This is a genomic window from Janibacter sp. GS2 (assembly GCF_051200835.1).
In the GTDB taxonomy this organism is placed as follows: Bacteria; Actinomycetota; Actinomycetes; order Actinomycetales; family Dermatophilaceae; genus Janibacter.
In genome coordinates, this window is the sequence record NZ_CP195161.1 from 1,821,095 (window position 1) to 1,845,518 (window position 24,424).

21 protein-coding genes and 2 riboswitches are annotated in these 24,424 nt (G+C 71.7%); of the genes, 18 read left to right on the forward strand and 3 right to left on the reverse strand.

Translation table 11 applies throughout. From position 1 onward, the window contains the following. Positions 1-99: 99 nt before the first annotated feature. Complete coding sequence (locus tag ACR9E9_RS08880) at positions 100-1,491, forward strand: DUF2510 domain-containing protein (RefSeq protein WP_435198117.1); 1,392 nt, start codon at positions 100-102, stop codon at positions 1,489-1,491. Between the two features lie 92 nt (positions 1,492-1,583). On the opposite strand, the gene ACR9E9_RS08885 is transcribed toward ACR9E9_RS08880, so the two are convergent. Continuing rightward, positions 1,584-2,957, reverse strand: a complete 1,374-nt coding sequence (locus tag ACR9E9_RS08885; RefSeq protein ID WP_435198118.1) for an L-serine ammonia-lyase — start codon at positions 2,955-2,957, stop codon at positions 1,584-1,586. A 166-nt stretch (positions 2,958-3,123) separates the two neighbouring features. Here ACR9E9_RS08885 and ACR9E9_RS08890 point away from each other — a divergent pair, with 166 nt between their 5' ends. Beyond that, positions 3,124-3,555 (forward strand): hypothetical protein, encoded by a 432-nt coding sequence (locus tag ACR9E9_RS08890; RefSeq protein ID WP_435198119.1) that lies wholly within the window; start codon positions 3,124-3,126, stop codon positions 3,553-3,555. On the opposite strand, the gene ACR9E9_RS08895 is transcribed toward ACR9E9_RS08890, so the two are convergent. Then, positions 3,548-5,056: a carboxyl transferase domain-containing protein gene (locus ACR9E9_RS08895; protein WP_435198120.1), complete on the reverse strand. Its 1,509-nt coding sequence runs from the start codon at positions 5,054-5,056 to the stop codon at positions 3,548-3,550. The genes ACR9E9_RS08890 and ACR9E9_RS08895 overlap by 8 nt on opposite strands. 42 nt (positions 5,057-5,098) lie before the next feature. Between ACR9E9_RS08895 and ACR9E9_RS08900 the strand changes: the two genes are divergently transcribed. The 9 genes from ACR9E9_RS08900 to ACR9E9_RS08940 all read left to right on the forward strand — a co-directional run bounded on the left by ACR9E9_RS08900 (position 5,099) and on the right by ACR9E9_RS08940 (position 15,120). Then, complete coding sequence (locus ACR9E9_RS08900) at positions 5,099-5,467, forward strand: hypothetical protein (protein WP_435198121.1); 369 nt, start codon at positions 5,099-5,101, stop codon at positions 5,465-5,467. Continuing rightward, positions 5,454-5,879, forward strand: coding sequence for a hypothetical protein (locus tag ACR9E9_RS08905; protein WP_435198122.1), 426 nt, complete (start codon positions 5,454-5,456; stop codon positions 5,877-5,879). The genes ACR9E9_RS08900 and ACR9E9_RS08905 overlap by 14 nt, the downstream gene beginning before the upstream one ends. A gap of 44 nt (positions 5,880-5,923) precedes the next feature. Beyond that, a riboswitch (SAM riboswitch) is annotated at positions 5,924-6,036 on the forward strand. Next, positions 6,008-7,372 (forward strand): bifunctional o-acetylhomoserine/o-acetylserine sulfhydrylase, encoded by a 1,365-nt coding sequence (locus ACR9E9_RS08910; protein ID WP_435198123.1) that lies wholly within the window; start codon positions 6,008-6,010, stop codon positions 7,370-7,372. Its footprint overlaps the riboswitch before it by 29 nt. An 85-nt stretch (positions 7,373-7,457) precedes the next feature. Next, complete coding sequence (locus ACR9E9_RS08915; protein WP_435198124.1) at positions 7,458-7,763, forward strand: hypothetical protein; 306 nt, start codon at positions 7,458-7,460, stop codon at positions 7,761-7,763. Further along, on the forward strand, positions 7,760-8,962 hold the full coding sequence (locus tag ACR9E9_RS08920) for a WXG100 family type VII secretion target (protein WP_435198125.1): 1,203 nt from the start codon (positions 7,760-7,762) through the stop codon (positions 8,960-8,962). The genes ACR9E9_RS08915 and ACR9E9_RS08920 overlap by 4 nt, the downstream gene beginning before the upstream one ends. A gap of 45 nt (positions 8,963-9,007) precedes the next feature. Beyond that, on the forward strand, positions 9,008-10,057 hold the full coding sequence (locus ACR9E9_RS08925; RefSeq protein WP_435198126.1) for a GNAT family N-acetyltransferase: 1,050 nt from the start codon (positions 9,008-9,010) through the stop codon (positions 10,055-10,057). Beyond that, positions 10,002-10,262, forward strand: a complete 261-nt coding sequence (locus ACR9E9_RS08930; protein WP_435198127.1) for a sterol carrier protein domain-containing protein — start codon at positions 10,002-10,004, stop codon at positions 10,260-10,262. Before ACR9E9_RS08925 ends, ACR9E9_RS08930 begins: the two co-directional genes overlap by 56 nt. 30 nt (positions 10,263-10,292) lie before the next feature. Beyond that, a complete protein-coding gene (gene hrpA / locus ACR9E9_RS08935) occupies positions 10,293-14,135 on the forward strand; it encodes an ATP-dependent RNA helicase HrpA (RefSeq protein WP_435198128.1) in 3,843 nt (1,280 codons plus the stop codon). A 73-nt stretch (positions 14,136-14,208) separates the two neighbouring features. Beyond that, on the forward strand, positions 14,209-15,120 hold the full coding sequence (locus ACR9E9_RS08940) for a proteasome assembly chaperone family protein (protein WP_435198129.1): 912 nt from the start codon (positions 14,209-14,211) through the stop codon (positions 15,118-15,120). Positions 15,121-15,153: 33 nt separating this feature from the next. On the opposite strand, the gene ACR9E9_RS08945 is transcribed toward ACR9E9_RS08940, so the two are convergent. Further along, positions 15,154-16,818 (reverse strand): DNA polymerase, encoded by a 1,665-nt coding sequence (locus tag ACR9E9_RS08945; RefSeq protein WP_435198130.1) that lies wholly within the window; start codon positions 16,816-16,818, stop codon positions 15,154-15,156. A 67-nt stretch (positions 16,819-16,885) separates the two neighbouring features. Here ACR9E9_RS08945 and ACR9E9_RS08950 point away from each other — a divergent pair, with 67 nt between their 5' ends. From ACR9E9_RS08950 to ACR9E9_RS08980, 7 genes are all read left to right on the forward strand, one after another. Continuing rightward, on the forward strand, positions 16,886-17,623 hold the full coding sequence (locus tag ACR9E9_RS08950; RefSeq protein ID WP_435198131.1) for an EcsC family protein: 738 nt from the start codon (positions 16,886-16,888) through the stop codon (positions 17,621-17,623). An 86-nt stretch (positions 17,624-17,709) separates the two neighbouring features. Next, on the forward strand, positions 17,710-19,257 hold the full coding sequence (locus ACR9E9_RS08955; RefSeq protein WP_435198132.1) for an alanine/glycine:cation symporter family protein: 1,548 nt from the start codon (positions 17,710-17,712) through the stop codon (positions 19,255-19,257). A 32-nt stretch (positions 19,258-19,289) separates the two neighbouring features. Then, on the forward strand, positions 19,290-19,643 hold the full coding sequence (locus ACR9E9_RS08960; RefSeq protein ID WP_435198133.1) for a YkvA family protein: 354 nt from the start codon (positions 19,290-19,292) through the stop codon (positions 19,641-19,643). 91 nt (positions 19,644-19,734) lie between these two features. Then, positions 19,735-20,847, forward strand: a complete 1,113-nt coding sequence (locus ACR9E9_RS08965) for a DUF4192 domain-containing protein (RefSeq protein ID WP_435198134.1) — start codon at positions 19,735-19,737, stop codon at positions 20,845-20,847. A 63-nt stretch (positions 20,848-20,910) separates the two neighbouring features. Then, a riboswitch (SAM riboswitch) is annotated at positions 20,911-21,020 on the forward strand. A gap of 14 nt (positions 21,021-21,034) precedes the next feature. Next, a complete protein-coding gene (gene metX, locus ACR9E9_RS08970; protein WP_435198135.1) occupies positions 21,035-22,177 on the forward strand; it encodes a homoserine O-acetyltransferase MetX in 1,143 nt (380 codons plus the stop codon). Positions 22,178-22,282: 105 nt separating this feature from the next. Further along, the gene (locus ACR9E9_RS08975) at positions 22,283-22,681 is read left to right on the forward strand and encodes a universal stress protein (protein WP_435198136.1); all 399 of its coding nucleotides are present in this window, start codon (positions 22,283-22,285) and stop codon (positions 22,679-22,681) included. A gap of 217 nt (positions 22,682-22,898) precedes the next feature. Beyond that, complete coding sequence (locus tag ACR9E9_RS08980) at positions 22,899-24,416, forward strand: RNA polymerase sigma factor (RefSeq protein WP_435198137.1); 1,518 nt, start codon at positions 22,899-22,901, stop codon at positions 24,414-24,416. Positions 24,417-24,424 lie beyond the last annotated feature (8 nt).

Below are 24,424 nucleotides of genomic sequence, written 5' to 3' on the forward strand. Positions count from 1 at the left end.
CTCCCCATGATGTCGCGGGCCGCGCGCAGGTACTCTCATTCCTGAGTCACCACTGCACGACCACACACACCACACGATGAAACACGGAGAGGGCCTGCGATGAGCAACTGGGCTGCCGGTTGGTACCAGGACCCTGATAATCAGGGTCAGATCCGCTACTGGGACGGCAACGGATGGACGGAGCACCGTCAGGCGACGCCTGAGGGGTTCGCGACCGGCCAGCCCGGTCCCGACGCGTCGGGGACCGGCACCCGTGTCGACCACGCAGGCACGAGTGAGGTCGACGACGCGACGCGGGTGCGGCCGAACGCCGACCGCAGCCCCGAGACCGAAGCCATCAACACCGACTCCTCCGGCTACGGCGCCGCGGCGGGTGGCGCCGGCGCGGCCGGCGCGGCCGGCGCGGCCGGTGCCGCTGGGTACGGGGCCTCCTCCGACCAGGGCTACGGGCAGTCGCCCTACGGGTCGAACGAGTACGGCCAGAACCCCTACGCCCAGGACGCCGCGTACGGTCAGCAGGGCGCCTACGGTCAGCAGGGTGGCTACGGCGAGCAGTCGGCCTACGGTCAGCAGGGCGCCTACGGTCAGCCGGCCTACGGGCAGGCCCAGGGTCAGTACGGCCAGCAGGGTCAGTACGGACAGGGACAGCCGCCGACCAAGAAGAGCAAGCTGCCGTTGATCCTCGGTCTGGCCGCGGCAGGCCTCGCGCTCGTGCTCGTGCTCGGTATCGGTGGCTTCTTCCTCATCTCCTCGGGCGACGGGGACGAGACCGCCGGCGGCGACGACACCAGCACCTCCCAGGACACCGACACCGACACCGGTTCGGACACGGACACCGACTCGCCCACGACGACGGACTCGCCCACCAGCTCGGACACCCCGACGTCCAGCTCGACGAGCGACGCCGACCCGGGCGAGGACATCGTCGGCATCAAGGGCAAGGCAGCGACCTTCGGCAAGAAGTACAAGGGCAAGGGCAACGGCTACATCAACGTGCCCCCGGGTGACGGTGCCGGCCTGATCGAGATCAGCTACACGGGCGACCGGGAGTTCCGGGTCGAGGGCCAGGACGGCAACGGCAAGCGCTCGGAGTCCGTCGCCAGCGTCTACGGCCAAGAGGTCGACGGCACCTTCAGCTACAACCTCACCGGGTACAACACCTCCACCTCGCGCCTGCAGATCGAGACCGGCGGCTCGTACACGGTGACGTTCCAGAAGATCAGCTCGGCCCCGGACTTCGGCTCCAAGCAGAAGGGCAGCGGCAACGCGGTCTTCAAGTGGGACGGCAAGAAGTCCGACCTGGGTGCCAAGTTCACCCTCCCGTCCGGCACGACCTTCGGCACCTTCGCCCTCAAGGGCGTGGGCAGCGAGGACATCCCCGACCGGCTCGTGAGTGAGTACGACCCCTACGAGGGCACGACCACCGTGCAGGACGGCACGAAGTACCTCGTCGTCGAGGCGAGCGGCGACTGGGAGCTCACCAAGAAGTGACCTCACCAAGGTGACCCCACGCCGAAGGGGGTCGGTCCAGCCCGGCTGGAGCGACCCCCTTCGTCATGCGCGGGGAGAGGAGGAGCCGAACGTCAGCACTCGATGACGTTGACGGCGAGGCCGCCTCTGGCGGTCTCCTTGTACTTCACCTTCATGTCCCGTCCGGTCTCGCGCATGGTCTTGACCACCTTGTCGAGGGAGACCACGTGCGACCCGTCGCCGCGAAGGGCGGTGCGCGCCGCGGTGATCGCCTTGACCGCGGCGACGGCATTGCGCTCGATGCAGGGGATCTGCACGAGACCGCCGACGGGATCGCAGGTCAGGCCGAGGTTGTGCTCCATGCCGATCTCGGCCGCATTCTCGACCTGGGCGGCCGAGCCGCCGAGGACCGACGCCATCGCCCCGGCCGCCATCGAGCAGGCCGATCCGACCTCGCCCTGGCAGCCGACCTCGGCACCGGAGATCGAGGCATTCTCCTTGTAGATCACGCCGATCGCGGCCGCGGTGAGCAGGAAGCGGCAGATGCCGTCCTCGTCCGCGCCGGGCACGAAGTCGACGTAGTAGCGCAGCACGGCCGGGATGATGCCCGCCGCCCCGTTGGTCGGGGCGGTGACCACCCGACCCCCGGCGGCGTTCTCCTCGTTGACGGCCAGGGCGAAGAGCGTCAGCCAGTCCATCCCGCGCAGCGGGTCCTCGCTCGAGCCCTCTGCGCGCAGCCGACGGTGCAGCTCGGGGGCTCGCCGGCGCACCTTCAGCCCACCCGGCAGGACGCCCTCGCTGCGGGTGCCGTTGTCGATGCACTCACCCATGACCGACCAGAGGTGGAGCAGCTCGGAGCGCACCTCCTCCTCGGTGCGCCACGACGTCTCGTTGTCGAGCATCACCTGGGAGATCGACAGACCGGTCTCGGCGCAGATCGCGAGCAGCTGGTCGCCGGTGGTGAAGGGGTGGGCGACCGGCGTCGAGTCCGCGACGACGCGCGTCGACCCGGAGGCGTCCTCGCCGACGACGAAGCCACCACCCACGGAGTAGTAGGTGTGGCTGCTCACCGGCTCCTCACCCTCGCCCCATGCGGTGAAGGTCATGCCGTTGGGGTGCAGGGGCAGGGACTTGCGCCGGTGCAGCACGAGGTCCTCATCGTCGTCGAAGTCGATCTCGTGCTCGCCGAGGAGCAAGAGCCGACCGGTCTGACGGATCTGCGCGAGGCGTCCGGCGACCGACCGGGGGTCGCAGACCTCGGGGCGCTCGCCCGAGAGGCCGAGCAGGACCGCGGTGTTGGATCCGTGGCCGTGGCCGGTCGCGCCGAGTGAGCCGAAGAGCTCGGCCTTGATCCGGCGGACGCCGGTCAGGTGCCCCTCGTCGCGGAGGGTCTCGGCGAACATCACCGCGGCTCGCATGGGGCCGACGGTGTGGGAGCTCGACGGTCCGATGCCGATCGAGAAGAGGTCGAAGACACTGAGTGCCACGCGGAAACTCCTGGGGTGCTCGGGGTGGTGTGCACGAAGGGCGGCTCGCCGTGGGTGGTGGCGTGCTCTCCATCACACTACCGGCGACGTGGTCGCTGCGACCGGGGCACCGGGTCTGTGGACAAGTTCGCGGTGACGTCGCGCCAGGAGGCCACGATGAGGTGGCATGACCTTCCACGACCTGCCCCGCAACTGGCACTCACGTCCCCTGACCGACACCGACCTGGCCCCCGACGTCGTCGATCTCGTCGTCCGCGAGAGCGACCGCGCTACCGGCTGCATCAGCCTGCTGCTGTGCGACGACACCCATCGCATGGTCCAACCCGTGACGATCACCGAGATCGACCGCGCAGCAGCGGGCGAGCGAAGGGAGGCCATCGACCTCGTCATCGGCCAGGTCGCCGACTCCCTCGGCGGCGTCGTCCTCGCGGTCGGTCGACCCCGGGGGTACAGCCCGGACGACGAGGCCCGGGCGTGGCACGAGGCCGCCATCGCGTCGTGTCGCGAGCACGGGGTGCCGCTGCTGGGGACCTACCTCGCCACCGCCCACGCGGTCGTCGAGATGCCGCTGTGGGGTGGTCTGCGCGCCGTCAGCTGAGCTGCGCGGTGACCTGCGCCAGGATCTCCGCGCCGATCGCCGCCGCGAAGGCCTCCGGCGCCTCGTGCGCCGCCGGTGACTCGGGGACGATGACGTCCACGAGCCCGTCCTGACGCATCTGCTCCGCGCCGACGCGCTGCCGGGCCGCGAGCAGGGGAGCGTGGTCGGTGTCCTTGAAGAGGATCGCGCTCGCGCCCTCCGGCGGGAGCGGGGAGAGCCACGCATTGGCGGCCGCGATGACCCGCCGCGCCGGGAGCATCGCCAGCGCCCCGCCGCCGGTGCCCTCACCGAGCAGCACCGAGACGCTGGGCACCGTGAGTGCCGTCATGTCCGCGATCGAGCGGGCGATCTCCCCGGCGAGTGCGCCCTCCTCGGCGTGCGGGGAGAGGTCCGCACCGGGGGTGTCGATGACCGTGACGAGCGGCAGGCCGAGCTGCGTGGCCATCTGCATCCCACGCCGTGCCTCGCGCAGCGCGGCCGGGCCCATCGACTCGGCCACCTGGTAGCGCCGGTCCTGACCGACGAGCACGCACGACCGGCCCCCGAAGGAGGCCAGTGCGAGCATCACGCCCTTGTCGGACTCGCCGTAGCCGGTGCCGTTGAGGGGGATGACGTCGTCCGCGGCATACCGCAGCAGCTCGCGCACGCCCGGGCGGTCCTCCCTTCGCGTCACCGTGATGGCGGACCACAGCGCGGCGATCTCCTCCTCGCTCGGCTCCGGCCGGGAGACGAAGGGGGTGACCCGCCAGACCGGGTCCTCACCCTCCGCGGCCGCGGACCCGGGGGAGGCGTCGCGGGCGTCCGGGTGGGCGTGCGGCTCGGTGGTCGCCGACAGCAGGGTCAGGGCGCGGGCGGCGACCGCGGCGAGCTGGTCGGTGGGGACGACGGCGTCGACGATCCCCTTGTCGACGAGGTTCTCGGCGACCTGCACCCCGGTGGGGAAGGGAGCGCCGTTGACCGTCTCGTGGACGACCGGCCCGAGGAAGCCGATGAGAGCCTGCGGCTCGGCGATCGTCATGTGCCCGAGCGACCCCCACGAGGCGAAGACCCCACCGGTCGTGGGGTGGCGCAGGTAGACGAGGTAGGGCAGGCCGGCGGCCTTGTGCGCGACGACCGCCGCCGAGATGTCGACCATCGTCACGAAGGCCGGCGTGCCCTCCTGCATCCGCGTGCCACCACTCGCGGTGGCGGCGACGAGGGGCAGCCGCTCGGTCGTGGCCCGACGGATCGCCGCGACGATCCGCGCGGCCGCGGCGCGGCCGATGGACCCGCCGAGGAAGCGGAACTCGCCGATGATCAGGGCGACGTCGTGGCCGTGGATGCGTGCGGCGCCGGTGATCACCGACTCGTCGGTGCCCGCCCGTGCCGCGGCCTCCTCCATCGTGGCCCGATAGGTCGCGGAGAGTCCCGCGAGGTCGAGGGGCTCGTCCCAGGAGACGAAGCTGTCCCCGTCGACCACCGTGGCGACGAGCTCGTGGGCGGTGAGGCGGTGGGAACTCATGCGCCTGATGGTGGCAGCAGTGCGCGTGGGTACTGTTACGCCGTGCTTGTGCTGTTGACCACCGTCGTGATCGTCGCGGTCGGCGTGCTCGGACTCCAGGCCCTGCTCTACCTGGCGATCGACCGCCTCGTCGACGACGCGATGCTGCTCGTGACCGCGGTCGTCGAGGTCGCCCTGCTCGTCCTCGCGCTCACCGCGGCCATCGTCCACGGGCAGGTCTCCGGCACCGGCCAGGGCGCGACGATGCTCGCCTACGCGTTGACCCTGCCGATCCTGCCGCCGATCGTCGTCTTCATCGCGCTGAAGGAGAAGACCCGCTGGACGATGGGCGTCGTCATCGCGGGCGCCTTCACCGTCGGGGTCATGGCCTACCGCATCCTGCAGATCTGGGACCTCCATGGCCCCGCCTGAGGTGCCTACCGGCACCGGGCCGGGCCGCATCGTCGTCGCCGTCTACGCGGTCCTCGCGCTCGCCGCGACCGGGCGCTCGATCCTGCAGATCACGAGCTACTTCGAGCGGGCACCGCTGGCCTACGTCCTGTCCGCCCTCGCGGCCCTGATCTACCTCGTCGCCACCCTCGCCCTGGCGAAGGGGGGACAGTCCGGTGCCCGCGTGGCCACGTGGGCGATCCTCGTCGAGGCGGCCGGGGTGCTCACCGTCGGCACGTTGTCCTTCGTCGCGCCGGACCTCTTCCCGGACAAGACGCTCTGGTCCCACTACGGCTCCGGCTACGGGTACCTGCCGCTCGTCCTCCCCTTCGTCGGCCTGTGGTGGATCCACCGGGCCCGGCGCGCCGGCGGGGAGCAGACGCCCGGGAGGTGAGACACCCTGCCGGGTGCGTGGAGCGTCCTCATATGCTCTGCGGAGGTCTTGAGCGCCAGTGACAAGCCCCGGCTCGCTGGCCGGCAACCCTCCTCCGCGGTGGGGTGCCCCGGGAGACGACCAGGCCCGTGGCGACCGCCACGGTCAAGCGCGCACCATCCAGGAGCACAGACATGTCCGACCCGACCACGTGGAACTTCGAGACGAAGCAGATCCACGCCGGCCAGGTGCCCGACCCGACGACCGGCTCGCGGGCCCTGCCGATCCACCAGACGACGTCGTACGTCTTCAAGGACACCGAGCACGCCGCGAACCTCTTCGGGCTCAAGGAGCTCGGCAACATCTACACGCGGATCATGAACCCCACCCAGGACGCGGTCGAGCAGAAGATCGCCGCCCTCGAGGGCGGCGTCGGGGCCCTGCTCACCGCCTCCGGCATGTCCGCGACGACCCTCGCGCTGCTCAACGTCGCCGAGGCCGGTGACCACGTCGTGGCCAGCGCGGCCCTCTACGGCGGCACGGTCAACCTGCTGCAGTACACCCTGCCAAAGTACGGCCTCGAGGTGACCCTCGTCGAGGACCCGAGCGACCTGGCGCAGTGGCAGGCCGCGATCAAGCCGAACACGAAGGTCCTCTTCGGCGAGACCATCGGCAACCCCAAGGACGTGGTGCTGGACATCGAGGGCATTGCGGACATCGCCCACTCCGCCGGGGTGCCGCTCATTGTCGACAACACCATCGCGACGCCGTACGTGTTGCGGCCCATCGAGCACGGTGCGGACGTCGTCGTGCACTCCGCGACGAAGTTCCTCGGCGGCCACGGCACCTCCATCGCCGGGGTCATCGTCGACGCCGGCCGCTTCGACTACGCCGCCGACCCGGAGAAGTTCCCCAACTACAACGAGCCCGACCCGAGCTACCACGGGCTGCGCTTCGGGCCCGACCTCGGCGTCAACGGCGCCATGGGGGCCAATGTCTCCTTCATCCTCAAGGCGCGCGTGCAGCTGATGCGCGACCTCGGTCCCGCGGTCTCTCCCTTCAACGCCTTCCTCATCGGCCAGGGCGTCGAGACGTTGAGCCTGCGCATGGACCGGCACCTGGCCAACACCGCCGCGGTGACCGAGTTCCTCGGCGGGCACGCGCAGGTGGAGAAGGTCATCTGGGCCTCGCTGCCGAGCAGCCCGAGCCACGCGCTCGCGCGCAAGTACACCCCGAAGGGGGCCGGCGCGGTCATCTCCTTCGAGATCGCCGGTGGCGTCGAGGCAGGACAGAAGTTCGTCGAGGGCCTGAGCCTGCACAGCCACCTGGCCAACATCGGTGACGTGCGCTCGCTCGTGATCCACCCCGCGTCGACGACCCACTCCCAGGGACCCGAGGAGGACCGTCTCGCCGCCGGCGTCACTCCCGGCCTGGTCCGGCTCTCCGTCGGTCTGGAGAGCGTCGAGGACATCATCGCCGACCTCGAGCAGGGCTTCGCCGCAGCGAAGGCCTGACGCCGCCCGCGCGTTCGAGCACTCCGACGAGGGGCCTGTGGACAACTCCACGGGCCCCTCGTCGTTCGTCCCTAACCTGCTCGGCATGACGGTTCGACAGGCACTGCGGATCTCTTCGGCGGGTATCGAGGGACTGGGCCACGAGCTGGCCAACATCGCCGACTACCTCCAGGTCTCGGCCCACTACACCCGCGACGGCAGCCAGGAGACCTACGGGTTCCCCACGATCACCGGTTCCGGGGCCATGGACCGCGTCCTGGGTGACTACGAGCTGCTGCGCGTCGCGCTGTGCGAGGACCTGCGGGACCTGCGCGACCTCGCGAAGCACGCGGGCGGCTGCTACCTCGTGGCCGAGGACGCCAACACCGCACGCAACCAGGGGATCCGGTGAAGTACTTCGTCGACGACAAGGGGATCGGGGACGGCGACCCCGATACGATCCGGGCGCAGGCGCGGCAGCTGAAGAACGTCGTGACGGCCATGGACCGCACGATCGGCCTCCTCCAGCAGGTGTCGGTACGGGGGTCCTGGGACTCCCCGTCGGGAGACACCTTCGCCGCCAGGGTCGCGCGCACCCCCGCCGACCTCATCGACGTCGCGAACCGCCTGCGCAGCACGGCGGAGGTCATCCGCCCCTACGCGGACCTGCTCGAGGCCTCCCAGAAGTCGCTCACCAGCCTGGACGAGGATGCGTCCACCGCGGACGGGACCATGGCGGACTGCGACACCAGACTCCGGGAGATGGCGCCGGATGACCCGGACCGGGACCGCACGGAGAAGGAGCGCGCGCGGGCCCTCTCGGCAGTGATGCGCGCCGAGCGGGGCTTCGAGAAGGAGCTGCAGGAGGCGCACGCCGACGAGCAGCGGATGGCCGCGAAGCTCAACGACGTGTCCGCGCAGACCGACGACCCGGCCGGGTACGACTTCTGGGAGGGCCTGAGCACCATGGGTGAGAACGCCGGCCGGGTCGGCATCATCGCCAAGCCGATCGCCGTGGCCGGGGTGGCGGACCCGATCGGGAAGGCCGGGCGTCGCTACTTCTACGACGAGGGGTCCTACACCGACGTCGCGAAGTCGTCGGCGATCTACGGCGTGGACACGGTGGGCTTCGGCGCCGGCCGGGTGGTCAAGGCGGCCAAGGGTCGCTTCGTGACCAAGGACGTCGCGCGCGTGAACTCCCTGCCCCACGACCCCGTGCGGATCAAGGACAACCCGATCACGACATCGGGTCGGGCCCGTCGGGCGAGGACCTCCACCGGTCGGTCCACGTCCACGCCCCCGAAGACGCGCTCCGCGACCGCGCCCAGCAGGATCCCGGCGAGCGTCCGTGACACCATCCGGCGCAAGGCCGGGGTCGACGACCTGCAGGACGCCTTCAACGACTGGGAGACCGTCGCCGGGGAGGGCCGGGTCGCCAGGGTGGCCGTCACCGTCGAGCACTCGACCAAGCAGGGGCGGCGAGCGTACTCCGCCGCCCGGACCACGAACAGGGTCGGAGAGTCGACCGGTGTCAAGGACGGCGCGCAGGAACGCCGCGAGGCCGACCGACGTCGGCGACGTACTGCCGAGCACCTGGGGCGGTCCCGGTGACAAACCCCGTTGCGGCCGAGGGGGCGTGGTGCGAGCGTGGCGCACATGCCCACCGACATCCGGGTGACCCGGATCGACCCGAGCGACCCGGCTGGCGTCGAGGCCGTCCTGGCCCTCGACCAGCTCGTCTGGTCCGACGACCTGCGGACCCCCCACGACGTCGCCCTGGCGAACACGCCGACCCGAGCGGCGTGGATCGCCCGGATCGACGGCGAGGACGCCGGCATCGCCGCTTCCTGGGACATCGGGGTGAGCGTCCCGGCCGCGGGTGGGGGAGGCTCCCTTCGCCCGGTGGAGGGACTGACCTGGGTCGGGGTCCACCCCGACCACCGCCGGCGTGGGGTGCTCAGTGCCCTGGTGCGTCAACACCTGCGCTGGACCCGCGACGAGCAGCACCGCGCGATCAGCGCGCTCAAGGCGTCCGAGGCCGCGATCTACGGACGCTTCGGCTACGGCGTCGCCAGCCGCGAGCTGATGATGACCTTCGCCCACGGCACGACCTTCGCCGCGCCCCCATCCGTGCAGGAGGTGGCCGCCGCCACCACCACCCGGATGACGACCGTGGACCCTGCGGACGCCGAGCGGGTGCACGCACTCGCCCGACGGTGCGCACGCAGCGCTGCCGGGCACGTCGTGCGCAGCGTCGAGGACTTCGGCCGCCTCCTCTCCGACATCCCGCAGACGCGGGGGGAGCGCGAACCGGCCCGCCTGCTGTGGGCGACGCGCGGCGGTGAGGACGTCGGGTGTGCCTGGTTCCACCGGACCCCGAGGTGGACCCATGGGGCGCCCGATGGTCAGGTCGGGGTCTCCTTCCTCATGGACGTCGACGTCGCCGCCCGACTCGCCCTCGCCCAGCGGCTGACGACGCTCGACCTCATGGCCGGCACGGAGTGCTCCCGACGACCCGCTCGTGCTGTGGCTGGCGGGGAAGCGGCCGCACGGGGCCGGGCTGAGCGACGACCTGTGGTTGCGGATCGTCGACCTGCCCACCGCGGTGGCCGAGCGCGGCCACGCCGCCGACCTCGAGCTCACCGTCGAGGTGGGCGACACGATCCTCCCGGAGAACGCCGGCACCTGGCGGTGGACGGCTCGTGACGGCGTCGGTCGGCTCGTCCGCCACGACGGGCCAGCGGATCTCACGCTCGACATCGCCGACCTCGGTGCCGTGTGGCTGGGTGACCAGAGCGTGGGGGCGCGGGCGAGGGCCGGCTTCGTCACCGAGCACCGGGCCGGCGCCGTCGCGCAGCTGGACGCCGCACTGCGCACCGCGACGCTGCCCGTCGCGTCACTCAACTTCTGACCCGGCCCGCCCGCACGTATCCTGACCCGTATGTCCGCCCCCGTCCGTGAACCCGTCGCGGCGGCGGACCTGCACTACCCCGAGGAGCTGCCGGTCGTCGCCCGCAAGGACGACATCGCGCAGGCCCTGCGGGACCACCAGGTCGTCGTCGTCGCGGGGGAGACCGGCTCCGGCAAGACGACGCAGCTGCCCAAGATCGCCCTCGAGATCGGTCGCGGCACGACCGGCCAGATCGGGCACACCCAACCCCGCCGCATCGCCGCGCGCTCGGTCGCCGAGCGGATCGCACAGGAGATGCAGGTCGAGCTCGGCGCGCTCATCGGCTACCAGGTGCGCTTCGCCGACCACAGCAGCGACGCGACGGCGGTGAAGGTCATGACCGACGGCATCCTGCTCAACGAGATGCAGCGCGACCGGGAGCTGCGCCGCTACGACACGATCATCATCGACGAGGCCCACGAGCGCTCGCTGAACATCGACTTCATCCTCGGCTACCTCAAGCAGCTCCTCCCGCGCCGCCCCGACCTGAAGGTCCTCATCACCTCGGCGACGATCGACCCGGAGCGCTTCGCGGCCCACTTCGCCTCCGATGACGGCGAGCCCGCGCCGATCATCGAGGTCTCCGGGCGCACCTACCCGGTCGAGGTCCGCTACCGACCGATCGACGACCCCGAGGGCGAGGGCGAGGACGGGGAGAAGAGCGGCGGCGACGGCGACCAGGTCACCGGCATCTGCCGCGCCGTCGAGGAGCTGTGGACCGAGCCGGAGAACGCGGCCAGCGGCGCCAACGACGCGCTCGTCTTCCTCTCCGGGGAGCGGGAGATCCGCGACGCCCAGGACGCCCTGACGTCGATGAACCTCCCCGACACCGAGGTCATCCCGCTCTACGCACGCCTGTCCGCGGCCGAGCAGCACCGGGTCTTCGCGCCGCACCGCGGCCGCCGGATCGTCTTGGCCACCAATGTCGCCGAGACCTCGCTCACCGTCCCGGGCATCGGCTACGTCATCGACACCGGCACCGCGCGCATCTCGCGGTACAGCCAGCGCACCAAGGTCCAACGCCTGCCGATCGAGCGGGTCTCGAGGGCCTCCGCCCAGCAGCGCGCCGGTCGGTGCGGGCGCGTCGCCGAGGGGGTGTGCATCCGGCTGTACTCGCAGGAGGACTTCGAGTCACGGCCGGAGTTCACCGACCCGGAGATCCTGCGGACCAACCTCGCGAGCGTCATCCTCCAGATGACCTCCCTCGGCCTCGGCGACGTGGGGCGCTTCCCCTTCCTCGAGCCGCCGGACTCCCGCCAGATCACCGACGGCGTCCGCCTCCTCCAGGAGCTGCAGGCCTTCGACACCGAGGCTGCGGTGGCAGCCGGGGGAGGGAAGGGAGCGCGGCGCGGTGGTCGTCGGCTCACCCCGACGGGCACGACCCTCGCCCGCCTGCCCGTCGACCCGCGCCTCGGGCGGATGCTCATCGAGGCCGACCGGCTCGGCTGCACCACCGAGGTCCTCGTGATCGTCGCCGCGATGTCCATCCAGGACCCGCGCGAACGACCCGTGGACCAGCGCTCCCAGGCCGACCAGCAGCACGCGCGGTTCCGCCAGGAGGGCTCGGACTTCGCCAGTTGGTGGAACCTCTGGACGTACCTCAAGGACCAGCAGAAGGCACTGTCCGGCAGCGCCTTCCGCCGGATGTGCAAGCGCGAGTACCTGCACTTCCTGCGGATCCGGGAGTGGCAGGACCTGCACTCGCAGCTCGTGCGGGCCGCCAAGCAGCGCAAGCTCGACACGAGGGCGCGTACCGCCGCCCACGACGCCGAGCCGGACTGGGACACGATCCACCAGGCCCTGCTCACCGGGCTGCTCAGCCACGTCGGCCTGCGCGACGAGGACAAGCGCGACTACCTCGGGGCGCGCGGTGCCCGCTTCTCCATCCAGCCGGGCACGACGAACTTCCGGCGCCAGCCCCCCTTCGTCATGGCCGGTGAGCTCGTCGAGACCTCGCGGCTGTGGGCCCGCTCGTCCGCCCGCATCGACCCCGTGTGGGCCGAGCGTGCCGGCGCGCACCTCGTGAAGCGGACCTACTCCGAGCCGCGGTGGAGCAAGAAGGCCGCCTCCGTCCTCGCCACCGAGCGGGTGACCCTCTTCGGCGTCCCGCTCGTCGTCGGTCGGCCGGTCTCCTACGGGAGGATCGACCCCGTCGTCAGCCGCGAGCTGTTCATCCGGCACGCCCTCCTGCAGGGGGAGTGGGAGGCCCGGCACGACTTCCTCGCCGCGAACCGCAAGCTCGTGCGCCGTCTCGAGCAGCTCGAGGAACGTGCCCGCCGGCGCGACCTGCTCGTCGACGAGGAGGACGTGTTCTCCTTCTACGACGAGCGGATCCCCGCCGACGTCGTCTCGGGGGCGCACTTCGACTCGTGGTGGAAGAAGGCGCGCCACGACCAGCCCGAGCTGCTGACCCTCACCGAGGAGCTGCTCACCCGCGAGGACGCCGAGGCGGTGAGCACGAGCGACTACCCGCGGCGCTGGCGCACCGACGGGCTCGAGCTCGCCGTGACCTACCAGTTCGAGCCGGGGACCGAGGACGACGGCGTCACCGTCCACGTGCCCGTGGCGGTGCTCAACCAGCTGACCCCCGCCGGCTTCGACTGGCAGGTGCCGGGGCTGCGCGCCGATCTGGTCGCCGCGCTGATCAAGTCGCTGCCCAAGGCCACCCGGCGCCACCTCGTGCCGGCCCCCGACCACGCCCGCGCCGCGCTCGCCGAGCTCGACCCGCAGGCCGGCACGTCGATCACCAGCCAGCTGTCCACGGTCCTCGGGCGCCGTGCCGGGCTGCGCATCGACGAGGGGGAGTGGGACTGGTCCCGCGTGCCCGACCACCTGCGGGTGACCTTCGCCGTCGAGGACCAGCGTCGCCACCGGCTCGCCCGCGGCAAGGACCTCGAGGCGCTCGCGGAGGAGCTCGCCGGCGACGTGCAGCAGCGGATGTCGCGTGCCGGGGCGTCCATCGAGCGGACCGGCCTCACCGGCTGGGACGTCGACGACCTCCCGGAGACCTTCACGACGAGGTCGGGCAAGCACACCGTGGTCGGCTACCCGGCCCTCGTCGACGAAGGGAGCTCCGTGGCCCTGCGCGTGCTCCCGGACGAGCAGCAGGCGCTCGCCGCCCACCGCGACGGCGTGCGCCGGCTGCTCCTGCTCGGGACGAGCCCGCCGTGGAAGCGGGTCCTCGCCCGGCTGACCAATGCCCAGAAGCTCGCGCTCGCCGAGAACCCGCACGGCTCGGTGCCACAGCTCCTCGACGACGCGCTCGCCGCGGCCGTCGACGACATCGTCGCCCAGCACGTGCCGGGGGTGGTGCGCACGAGGGCCGCCTTCGACGAGGCACTCGCCGCCACGCGCACCCACGTCGCCCAGCGGGTGCTGACGATCGTCGCTGAGGTCGAGCCCGTCCTCGCCCAGCGCACGCAGATCCTGCGCCTGCTCGAGCGGATGGGGGCGCCCGCCCTGTCGGTGACCACCGCCGACGCCCGCGCGCAGCTCGAGGGCCTCGTCCGCCCGGGTTTCGTCGCCGACACCGGCGCGCAGCGACTGCCGGACCTGCGGCGCTACCTGCGCGGGATCTCCCTTCGCCTGGAGCGGGCCGCGGAGAACCCCCGTCGTGACGCGATGCACCAGGAGGCCGTCGACTCGGTGGAGTCCGCCTACGCCGACCTCCTCGAGGCGCTGCCGCCGCTGCGCCGCCGCTCGGCCGACGTCGTGGCCATCGGCTGGATGATCGAGGAGCTGCGCGTCTCGCTCTTCGCCCAGGCCCTCGGGACGGCACAGTCGGTCTCCGCCAAGCGCGTCCGCGCCGCCATCGCCGCCGTCCCCACGTCGTGACGGCACGGGGGAATGGCGCGGCGCCCTGAGTCGTTTGGGACAATGAGTGCACCACCGACCAGGAGGACCTGACGTGACCGAGCGCCTCTACCGCTATGAGGTCGACACCGACCCCGCCGCCCTCGAGCCGGGGCCGATGATCGTCGCCTTCGACGGCTTCTTCGACGCCGGGATGGCCCAGCGGCTCCTCGTCGACCACCTCCTCGAGGCGAGCGAGCCGACCCTCGTCGCGTCCTTCGACGTTGACACCCTCATCGACTACCGCAGCCGTCGACCGGTGATCACCTTCGACGCCAACCGCTACACCGACTACTCCGCGCCGACCCTGTCGCTGTACCACCTCACCGACCGGGACGCGCAGAGCTACTACATCCTCACCGGGCCGGAGCCGGACTACCGCTGGGAGGCCGTCGTCTCGGCCGTCACGACGATCATGGACGAGGTCGGCATCTCCCTCGCCGTCCACGCCCACGGCATCCCGATGGCCGTCCCGCACACCCGTCCCGTCGGCATGACCGTCCACGGCACCGACGAGCGCCTCATCGGTGAGCACAAGCCGGTCTTCGGCACCGTCCAGGTCCCCACGAGCCTGGCGGCGCTCCTCGAGCTGCGTCTGGGGGAGTCGAGCCGCGACGCGGTGGGCTTCAGCCTCCACGTGCCGCACTACCTCGCCCAGTCGACCTTCCACGACGCGGCGCTCACCGGCCTCAACGCGATCGTCGACTGCACCGGGCTCAACCTGCCCAACGACGCGCTCGCCGAGGCGGCCAGTGAGGGTCGCCTCCAGATCGAGCGCGAGGTCCAGGACAACGACGAGGTGCGCGAGGCCGTCGAGGCCCTCGAGCGCCAGTACGACGTCCACCTGCGCGGCCTGGAGCGCCCGAGCCTGCTGGCCGGCGAAGGGGAGAACCTCCCGTCCGCGGACGAGCTCGGCGCCGACTTCGAGGACTTCCTGCGCACGGTCGACGAGACCGACACCCCGTAGCGGGCCCGTCCGCGCTCGTGGCCGGGCCCGGGCTCACTTCGCCTCGGACCACCGCCGCACGATCGAGGTGTCGGCGACGAAACGCACCTGGTCGCCCCCGAGCCAGCGACGCGCCGCGTCCGTGAGCGCGCGGTCGACGACGGTGGCGGCCCGCTCGGCGTGCTCCTGCGGCACGTGGACGAGCAGCTCGTCGTGCAGGCACAGCACGATGCGTCCTCCGAGCGGGCGCACCGACACCCGGACGGTCGCGGCCCACGCCTTGAACAGCTCGGCCGCCGAGCCCTGGATGACGGCATTGCGGGCGAAGCGGCCCCGGGCCGAGGTGAGGGTGTCCCGCTCGTCCTCGCCACCGCCACCGGGCAGGTCCGTGCGCACGACCCGCCCGCCGAAGGTGCGCACCGGCTCACCGCGGCGGCCCGCATCCTGGGCGCGCTGCAGGTGCGCCATCGCGACCGGGTACTCCCGCTCGAGCCCGCGCAGCGCCTCCGCCGCCGGGCCGGAGCGCTGCCCGTACATCGCCGCGAGGACCGCGATCTTCGCCACGGCCCGCTCGACCCCGAGCCGGGCGGCGACCGGGGCGTAGAGGTCGTCCTCCCGGGTGGCCGCCGCGAAGGCCCGGTCCTGGGAGACCGCCGCGAGCACCCGGGGCTCGACCTGGCCGAGGTCGGCCCGCACGAAGACGTGACCCGCGTCGGCGGCCACCGCGGGGCGCAGCTCGGAGGGGAGGTTGTGCAGCCCGGCCTGGGCGGTCATCCGGCCCGCCGCGCCGTCGCAGGCCGCCCACGCACCGCGGAGCCGGTCATCGCTCCCCACGTGCTCGCGCAACCACCGCCAGCCGTAGGTCGTCGCGATCCGCTCCCGCGTGCGCCACTCGAGCAGCGCCGGGACGACGGGGTGCGCGGCGACCTGCGCCTCGAGCACCCACTTGCGGGTCGAGGGGACGTCGACACCGGCACGCGCGAGCAGCTGCTTCACCTGTGCCGGGTTGCGCAGGTCCACGTGCCCGGTGCCGGGCACGGCGGCGATGACGGGAGCATCGCGGCGCTCGCGCGCGGCGAGCTCCTCGGCGAGCGTGTGGGGCTCGTCGCCGGCGGCCTCGGTGACCAGCCGGCGGGCGGCCTCCCGGTCGATGGGCAGGCCGTCGCTCGCGAGCTCGACGCAGAGCACCGCGGCGGCCGACTCGGCGTGCGCGGTGGCCAGGGCCCGACGGCCGGCGCGGGTCCTCCCTTCGTGCTGGTGCCGGGCGACCTGCCGGGCCGCCTCGGCGAAGGCGGCACACCGAGACGGCGTCGTCAGCCAGGCCCCCGTCACGGCATCGGCGCGCAGGTGGCCGTCCGGGCGGACGAGGTCCTCGGGGGGCAACTCGTCGGACAGCAGGTCGAAGAGGTCGCCGGTCGGCGCGCTCGGGACCCCCTGCGGGTCGAGACCGTGCAGGAGGGCCCACACCCGCTCCGGGCCGGCGGCCCAGCCGCCGTGGGCGAGACGATGCACCTCGGCGACGTCCCACGTGCGGTCGAGGCGGGCCCCCGCGCGGATGACGGGTGCGACGGCCGATGCCGACCAGGTGACGTACCGGACGGCGGGGTCCAGCGCCGCCAGGAGCGTCCCCGGGTCGCCGGCGAGGACGGGTGGCCCGTCGGGAGGAAGGACCGCCCCCACGCCGTCGGCCCCGACGACGACGGCTCCGAGGGCTTCCACGGACAGCGAGGCTACCGCCGCCGGCCGACACCACCGGGCCCGCACCGGCGCGTGGCAGGATCGCGGCATGGGATTCATCACGAGCAGGTTCGGCCGCGGCACGGACACGAAGGCGGTCACGGACACCCGGGGCGCCCTGGAGCAGGCCGAGGACCCGCAGTCCGGCGCGCACGGCGCGGTGGCCCGGGTCGTCCAGAGTCTCCTCGAGATCGGCATCGACGGGCGGGGGAGGTTCACCTCCGCGTCCGGCACCGCCGACGCGGCACTGGCCAAGCACCACGGCGATCCCGATCGGGCGATCGACCAGATCGTGCGTGACCACCTCGCGCTCGCCGGCGCCAGCGGCTTCCTCACCAACCTCGGCGGTTTCGCCGCGATGACCGTCTCGCTGCCGGCCAATGTCCTCGGCTTCTACGCCCTGGCCACCCGCATGGCCGCCTCCGTCGCCCGCATCCGGGGCCACGACCTCAGCCGCCCCGAGGTGCGCTCCTCCGTCCTGCTCAGCCTCGTCGGTGCCGACGCCCAGGACCTCCTCGCCCAGGCCGGGATGAGCGCGCCGAGCGGCCGGCTCGCCGGGCTCGCGACGCAGCGTCTGCCCGCGCCGGCCCTCATGGTCGTCAACAAGGCCGTCGGCTTCCGCATCCTCAGCCAGGCGGGGAAGGGGGTCTTCGCCCGCTTCGGCAAGGCCGTCCCGCTCGTCGGCGGTGCCGTCGGCGCCGGGATGGACGTGTGGCTGCTCAAGCAGCTCGCCGACCACGTGCGCGCGGAGTTCGCCGAGCAGGTGACCGGCGAGGCACGCGACTGACCCGGGGCACCGCCCACACGGGGGTCAGCCTGCGGTAGCGTCCCGTCTGTTTTGTCGCTCCGTCGCCTGCCAGAAAGAGACCCCCCATGTCCTTCACCGAGCTCGTGGACGCCACCAATGGTGTGGTCTGGTCGATCCCGCTCGTGGGGCTGTGCCTGCTCGCCGGCCTCTACTTCACCATCCGCACCCGGGCCGTCCAGGTCATGGGGCTGCCGGACATGATCACCCAGCTGCGCACGGGCAAGAAGTCCGCGGACGGCACCTCGTCCTTCCAGTCCCTGATGATGTCGCTCGCCAACCGCGTCGGGATGGGCAACATCGGCGGGGTCGCGACGGCCATCGCCTTCGGCGGTGCGGGCGCCGTGTTCTGGATGTGGACCGTGGCCCTCCTCGGCGCCGCCACCTCCTTCATCGAGTGCACCCTGGGCCAGATCTACAAGGAGCAGGACCCGGACACCGGCGAGTACCGCGGTGGTCCGGCCTACTACTTCGAGAAGGCCTACGCGCACCGGGCGAAGACCGTCTCGCTCGTCTACGCCATCACCTTCGCCGTCGTCACGGTCTTCGCGATGAGCTTCTTCCTTCCGGGCGTGCAGGCCAACGGCATGTCCTCCGCGATGAACGCGGCGTGGGGTGTCCCCACGTGGGTGACGGCCATCGGCATCGTCATCGCGCTCTCCTTCATCGTCGTCGGTGGCGTCAAGCGCATCGCGGCCTTCGCCGCCCTCGTCGTGCCTCCCATGGCGATCCTGTACATGCTCGCCGCCCTGCTCGTGTTCGTCGTGAACCTCGACCAGGTCCCCCGCGTCTTCGGCGAGATCTTCGCCGGCGCCTTCGGTGCCCACGCCGTCTACGGCGCGATCATCGGTCTGGCCATCAAGTGGGGGGTGCAGCGTGGCATCTACTCCAACGAGGCGGGTCAGGGCACCGGCCCCCACCATGCCGCTGCCGCGGAGGTCTCGCACCCGGCCAAGCAGGGCTTCGTGCAGGCCTTCTCGGTCTACATCGACACCCTGTTCGTCTGCACCGCAACGGCGTTCATCATCATCTCGACCGACATGTACACCGTCTTCAGGGGCGAGACCTTCGGCGACGAGACGCTGTACGTCGGCGCGATCGGGACCGATGTCGAGCCCGGCCCCGGCTTCGTGCAGGCGGGCTTCGACTCCTTCGCCCCCGGCCTGGGCTCGAGCTTCGTGGCGCTGGCCCTGGCCTTCTTCGCCTTCACCACGATGGTCGCGTACTACTACATGGCCGAGGTCAACCTGTCCTACCTCACCCGCAAGATCCGCAGCGGCGTGGTGCGCCGCGGGATGATTCGCGGCCTGCAGCTGCTCATCCTCTGCTCCGTCGCCTACGGTGCCGTGACCACGGCCGGATCGGCCTGGGGGCTCGGCGACATCGGTGTGGGCTCGATGGCGTGGATGAACATCCTGGGCATCCTCCTGCTGCAGGTGCCGGCGCTGAAGGCGCTCAGGGACTACCGCGAGCAGAAGAAGCAGGGGATCGACCCGCAGTTCGACCCCCAGCGCCTCGACATCAGGGGAGCGCAGTTCTGGGAGCGCCGGGCCGCCGGGCTCGACCGGCGGGGCGTGCCGGACCACGCGGTCGAGGCGGGCCAGCGGCGGGCGTAGGCTGCACCCGGCCCCATCATCAGGAGGACGCCGTGCCCGGTCGCCGCAGCACCCGCAACTCCCTCCACCTCGCCCGGGCGGTGCACGCCGCCGGCTCGGGCGGTCCGGGCCTGTATGCCCGGCTCCGGGCCATCCCGCGCCTGGTGCGTGCGGTGCGCCGGGGCGAGTACCCGGGGATGTCCTCGGCGCAGCTGGCGATGCTGCTCGCCGGCGTCGGCTACGTCGTCTCGCCGATCGACGTCGTGCCGGAGGGGCTGCTCCTCGTGGTCGGCCTCGTCGACGACGTCCTCGTCATCGGCTGGGTCGTCGCGACGCTCGTGCGTGAGACGGAGGCCTTCATCGCCTGGGAGCAGGGCAGCGTGCCCTCGCACGTCGTCCCCGACTGAGTCCGCCCACAACCGCACCCGGCTCCCCACGGGTTCCCACAGACCCGATCGGGGTCTGTCGACGATGAGCCGACCACGGCAGGTTCGTGGCATGACCACGACAGTCCGCCCCCGCACCCCCGCCGAGCTCGCCGTCCTCGTGCCGTACCAGCTCGGTTACCACCCCGGCCCCTCGGTGATCCTCACCGTGCTCAGTGGTCGTCGACTCGGCCTGCTCCAGCGCCATGACCTCCTCACCGATCCGCGCGACTGTCGTCAGGCGGCGAGGCGGGCCCTGCACATCGTCGCCCGGGAGGAGGCGACCTCCCTGATCGTCATCGCCTTCGAGGAGGACGACGGGGCCTCCGCCCCCCTGCGTGCGGCCGTGCTCGCGGCTGCTGCCGAGCTCGACCTCCGCATCCAGGAGCACGTCGTCGTCCGTGGTGGTCGGTGGTACGCGCCGGACTGCCACGATCCCTGCTGCCCGCAGGAGGGCCTGCCGTTGCCGCGTCCCGAGGACGTGCCGGCGGTCGCCGCCTTCGTCCACGCCGGGGTGGCGCCGCTGCCCAGCCGCGAGGCACTCGTCGGCGCGGTGCTGCCCACGCACGAGGGGGAGCGCGCCGAGCGGGTCGCCCACCACCTCGAGGTCCTCCGGGCCCTCGCCCGGGGCCGGGGCCCGGTCGTGGAGCGTGGGGAGCAGCTCGTGCAGGCGTGGCAGTGCCTGCTCGACCCGGCGCCCGCCGCTCCTCGGGTCGCCGACCTCGGCGACGCCGTGCTCGCCCGGGTGGCGCTGTCCCTGACGGACGTGCCCTGGCGTGACGCCCTGATGAGCGTCCTGTGCCCGGGAGCGATGTCGGTGTCCGGCCCCGGGGACCCGCAGGCCGACCTCGTCCGGTCCGCGACGAGCCGGTGCCCATGGGCCACCGGCCACCCCGGGCCGCCGAGCGCGGCTCCCGGTGAGGCCGCCGATGCGGTGCTCGCGGTACGGGCGCGTCTCGTGCAGCTCACGGCGCTGGTACCGGAGCACCTGATGCCCCCCGTGCTCACCCTGGTCGCCCACCTCGCGTGGTGGTCGGGCGATGGGACGGTCGCCGCGGTCTGTCTCGAGCGGGCCCTCGCGATCGACCCGGACCATCGCCTCGCCGCGCTCATGAGTGACCTGCTCTCGTGCGGGGTGCGGCCGTGGTCGGACCCCGCGGACCCGGCGGCGGGGGAGGCCGCCTGACGCGGTCCGACCCGCGGACCCGGGCTCGATCCGAGCGCCCTCAATGGCTATGGTTGGCAGTCAGGTCATGAGTGCCAGCGTCAAGCCCCGGCTTGCTGGCCGGCAACCCTCCTCGCGACGGGGTGCCCCGGGTGATGACCGGGCTGCATCGGAGTGATGTGGCAAGGCGAGCCCCGGGAGCCCTCACATGAGCGTGACCACCACACCTTCGACGTCGACCGCGCTGTGGCGCGACGGCGACCATCCGGGCCGGCGCGTCTTCGCGCCCATCGGTGACCTCCTCCTCGAGTCCGGCGACCGGCTGCCCGGCGTGGTGCTGGCCTACGAGACCTGGGGCGAGCTCAACGAGGCGAAGGACAACGCCGTCCTCGTCGAGCACGCGCTCACCGGGGACAGCCACGTCGTCGGCGAGTCCGGCCCCGGGCACCCCACCCCCGGCTGGTGGCCCGACGTCATCGGCTCCGGTGCCCCCCTCGACAGCGACGAGTACTTCGTCGTCGCGATCAACGTCCTCGGTGGCTGCCAGGGCAGCACCGGCCCGGGGACGCGCGCGGCCGACGGGCGTCCGTGGGGCAGCCGGTTCCCGCGCGTGACGATCCGCGACCAGGTCGCGGCAGAGGCCCGCCTGGCCGACGAGCTCGGGATCATCCGTTGGCACTCGGTCATCGGCGGGTCCATGGGAGGCATGCGCACCCTCGAATGGGTCGCCGGCCATCCCGAGCGGGTCGGCACCGCAGTCGCCTTCGCCACGGGCGGGTACGCCACGGCGGAGCAGATCGGGTGGAGCCAGACGCAGATCCTCGCGATCCGCAACGACCCGTGGTTCCACGGGGGCGACTACTACGACCGGGAGCAGGGGCCCCAGGCCGGCCTGGCCATCGCCCGCCGGATCGCACACATCACCTACCGCAGCGAGCCCGAGCTGCACGAGCGCTTCCACCGGGACGTGGAGGACGAGGCCGCGGGCGAGTCCGGACGAGCGCGCTACGCCGTCGAGAGCTACCTCGACCACCACGGCGGCAAGCTCGCCGGCCGCTTCGATGCCAACTCCTACGCGGTGCTCTCGGAGGCGATGAACTCCCACGACATCGGTCGTGGCCGGGGAGGACTCCGTGGCGCCCTCGCTCCCTTCGCCGGGCGCCTGGTCATCGCTCCCGTCGACTCCGACCGGCTCTACCCGCCGCGCCTGTCCGAGGAGCTGGCCGAGGCCGCGCCGACCGCCCGGCTGACGGCGATCCACTCCGCCGTCGGCCACGACGGATTCCTCACCGAGGTCGATCAGGTGGCGGCCCTGCTGCGGGGGATCTTCGACGGAGCAGACCGTTCCTGAATCGGGACCAAGGGATCGCCGGACGAAGTGAGACAGGTCACCCACGTCGGTGTACCGTTCGGGCCAAGATCTTCCATGTTTCAGCGTTGTTGACAAGGAGTGCAGATGACGATCGTCGTGGGGTACGTGTCCACCAAGGAGGGCGAGGCCGCCCTGGAGCGGGCCTTCGAGGAATGCCGCCTGCGCAAGGACCAGCTGGTCGTCATCCACTCCGACCGCGGTGGTGCCGGTCTGAGCGGTGACATCGCCCGCAAGAACGAAGAGGACCTGAAGAAGGTCCGCGCCCGCCTGACCGAGGCGGGGGTCGAGGGTGAGGTCCGCGGGCTCGTGCGCGGCAAGGAGCCGGCCGAGGACCTCATCGTCGTCGCGGAGGAGACCGACGCCAACCTGATCATCATCGGTCTGCGCAAGCGCACGCCGGTCGGCAAGTTGATCCTCGGCTCCAACGCGCAGCGCGTCCTGCTCGACGCGCCGTGCGACGTGCTCGCCGTCAAGGCGCGCTGAGTCCTGCACCACCACGGGGGCTGGGGCGCTCGCCGGACGGCGTCGCCCCGGCCCCGTGCACGGCACTGCGCACCCTGCTGGCTGCGCGGTGCGCCGCGACGTTTTATAATGGTGATCGAGCCCAGCGCACAGCGTCCGGGCAAGTCGGGACCGAGAGGGCAACGCCACCCCTTCGCCCGGCGGAATCCACCGTGATGAAAGGTTGTTGGTGACTGCTGTGTCCCCACGGTCCGAAGGGGCGCAGGGCTCCCTCCCGAAGGAGTTCTCGCATCCGGCGCTCCAAGAACTGGTGCGCCGGGGACACACCGCAGGTGCAGTGACCAGCGACCAGCTTCAGTCCGCATTCAGCGAGGCGAAGATCAGCCCCAGTCGGGGGAGGGTCGTCCTGCGAGCGCTCGACGACCAGGGAATCGAGGTTCAGGTGCCACAGTCCACGGCCGCGAAGACGGCGAAGAAGACCACCGCGAAGAAGGCGGCGACGAAGAAGGCGGCGACCAAGAAGGCCGCTCCTGCCGCGAAGACCGCCACGAAGAAGACGGCGACGAAGAAGGCTGCCGCGACCAAGACGGCTGCCGCGGCGGCGTCCGCTCCGGCCAAGGAGATGGCCCCGGCGAAGAAGGCTGCCGCGAAGAAGGCCGCTGCGAAGAAGGCCGCCGCGAATCCCACGACGACCACCGCGGAGGAGCCCGCAGAGGGTGAGGACGAGCTCCTCGGGGACGCCAAGGCCGAGGAGAAGTCGGAGCCCGAGACCGACGAGAAGGCCGGCTTCACGATCAGCAATGACGACGACAATGATGCGCCTGCGCAGCAGGTCGTCACTGCCGGAGCCACGGCGGACCCGGTCAAGGACTATCTCAAGCAGATCGGCAAGGTCGCCCTCCTCAACGCCGAGCAGGAGGTCGAGCTGGCCAAGCGCATCGAGGCCGGCCTCTTCGCCGAGGAGAAGCTCGCCACCGGCGAGAAGATCGACATGAAGTTCAAGCGTGAGCTGTGGTGGATCTCCCAGGACGGCAAGAACGCGAAGAACCACCTCCTCGAGGCCAACCTGCGACTCGTCGTCTCGCTGGCCAAGCGGTACACGGGTCGGGGCATGCTCTTCCTCGACCTCATCCAGGAGGGCAACCTCGGCCTGATCCGTGCGGTCGAGAAGTTCGACTACACCAAGGGCTACAAGTTCTCGACCTACGCGACGTGGTGGATCCGCCAGGCGATCACCCGCGCCATGGCCGACCAGGCCCGCACCATCCGGATCCCGGTGCACATGGTCGAGGTCATCAACAAGCTCGCTCGTGTCCAGCGGCAGATGCTCCAGGACCTGGGCCGCGAGCCCACCCCGGAGGAGCTGGCCAAGGAGCTCGACATGACTCCGGAGAAGGTCGTCGAGGTCCAGAAGTACGGCCGCGAGCCGATCTCCCTGCACACCCCGCTCGGCGAGGACGGGGACTCCGAGTTCGGTGACCTCATCGAGGACTCCGAGGCCGTCGTGCCGGCGGACGCGGTGAGCTTCACGCTCCTGCAGGAGCAGCTGCACAGCGTCCTCGACACGCTCAGCGAGCGCGAGGCCGGTGTCGTCTCGATGCGCTTCGGCCTGACGGACGGTCAGCCGAAGACCCTCGACGAGATCGGCAAGGTCTACGGCGTCACCCGTGAGCGCATCCGCCAGATCGAGAGCAAGACGATGAGCAAGCTGCGGCACCCGAGCCGCTCGCAGGTCCTGCGCGACTACCTCGACTGAGCGCCACC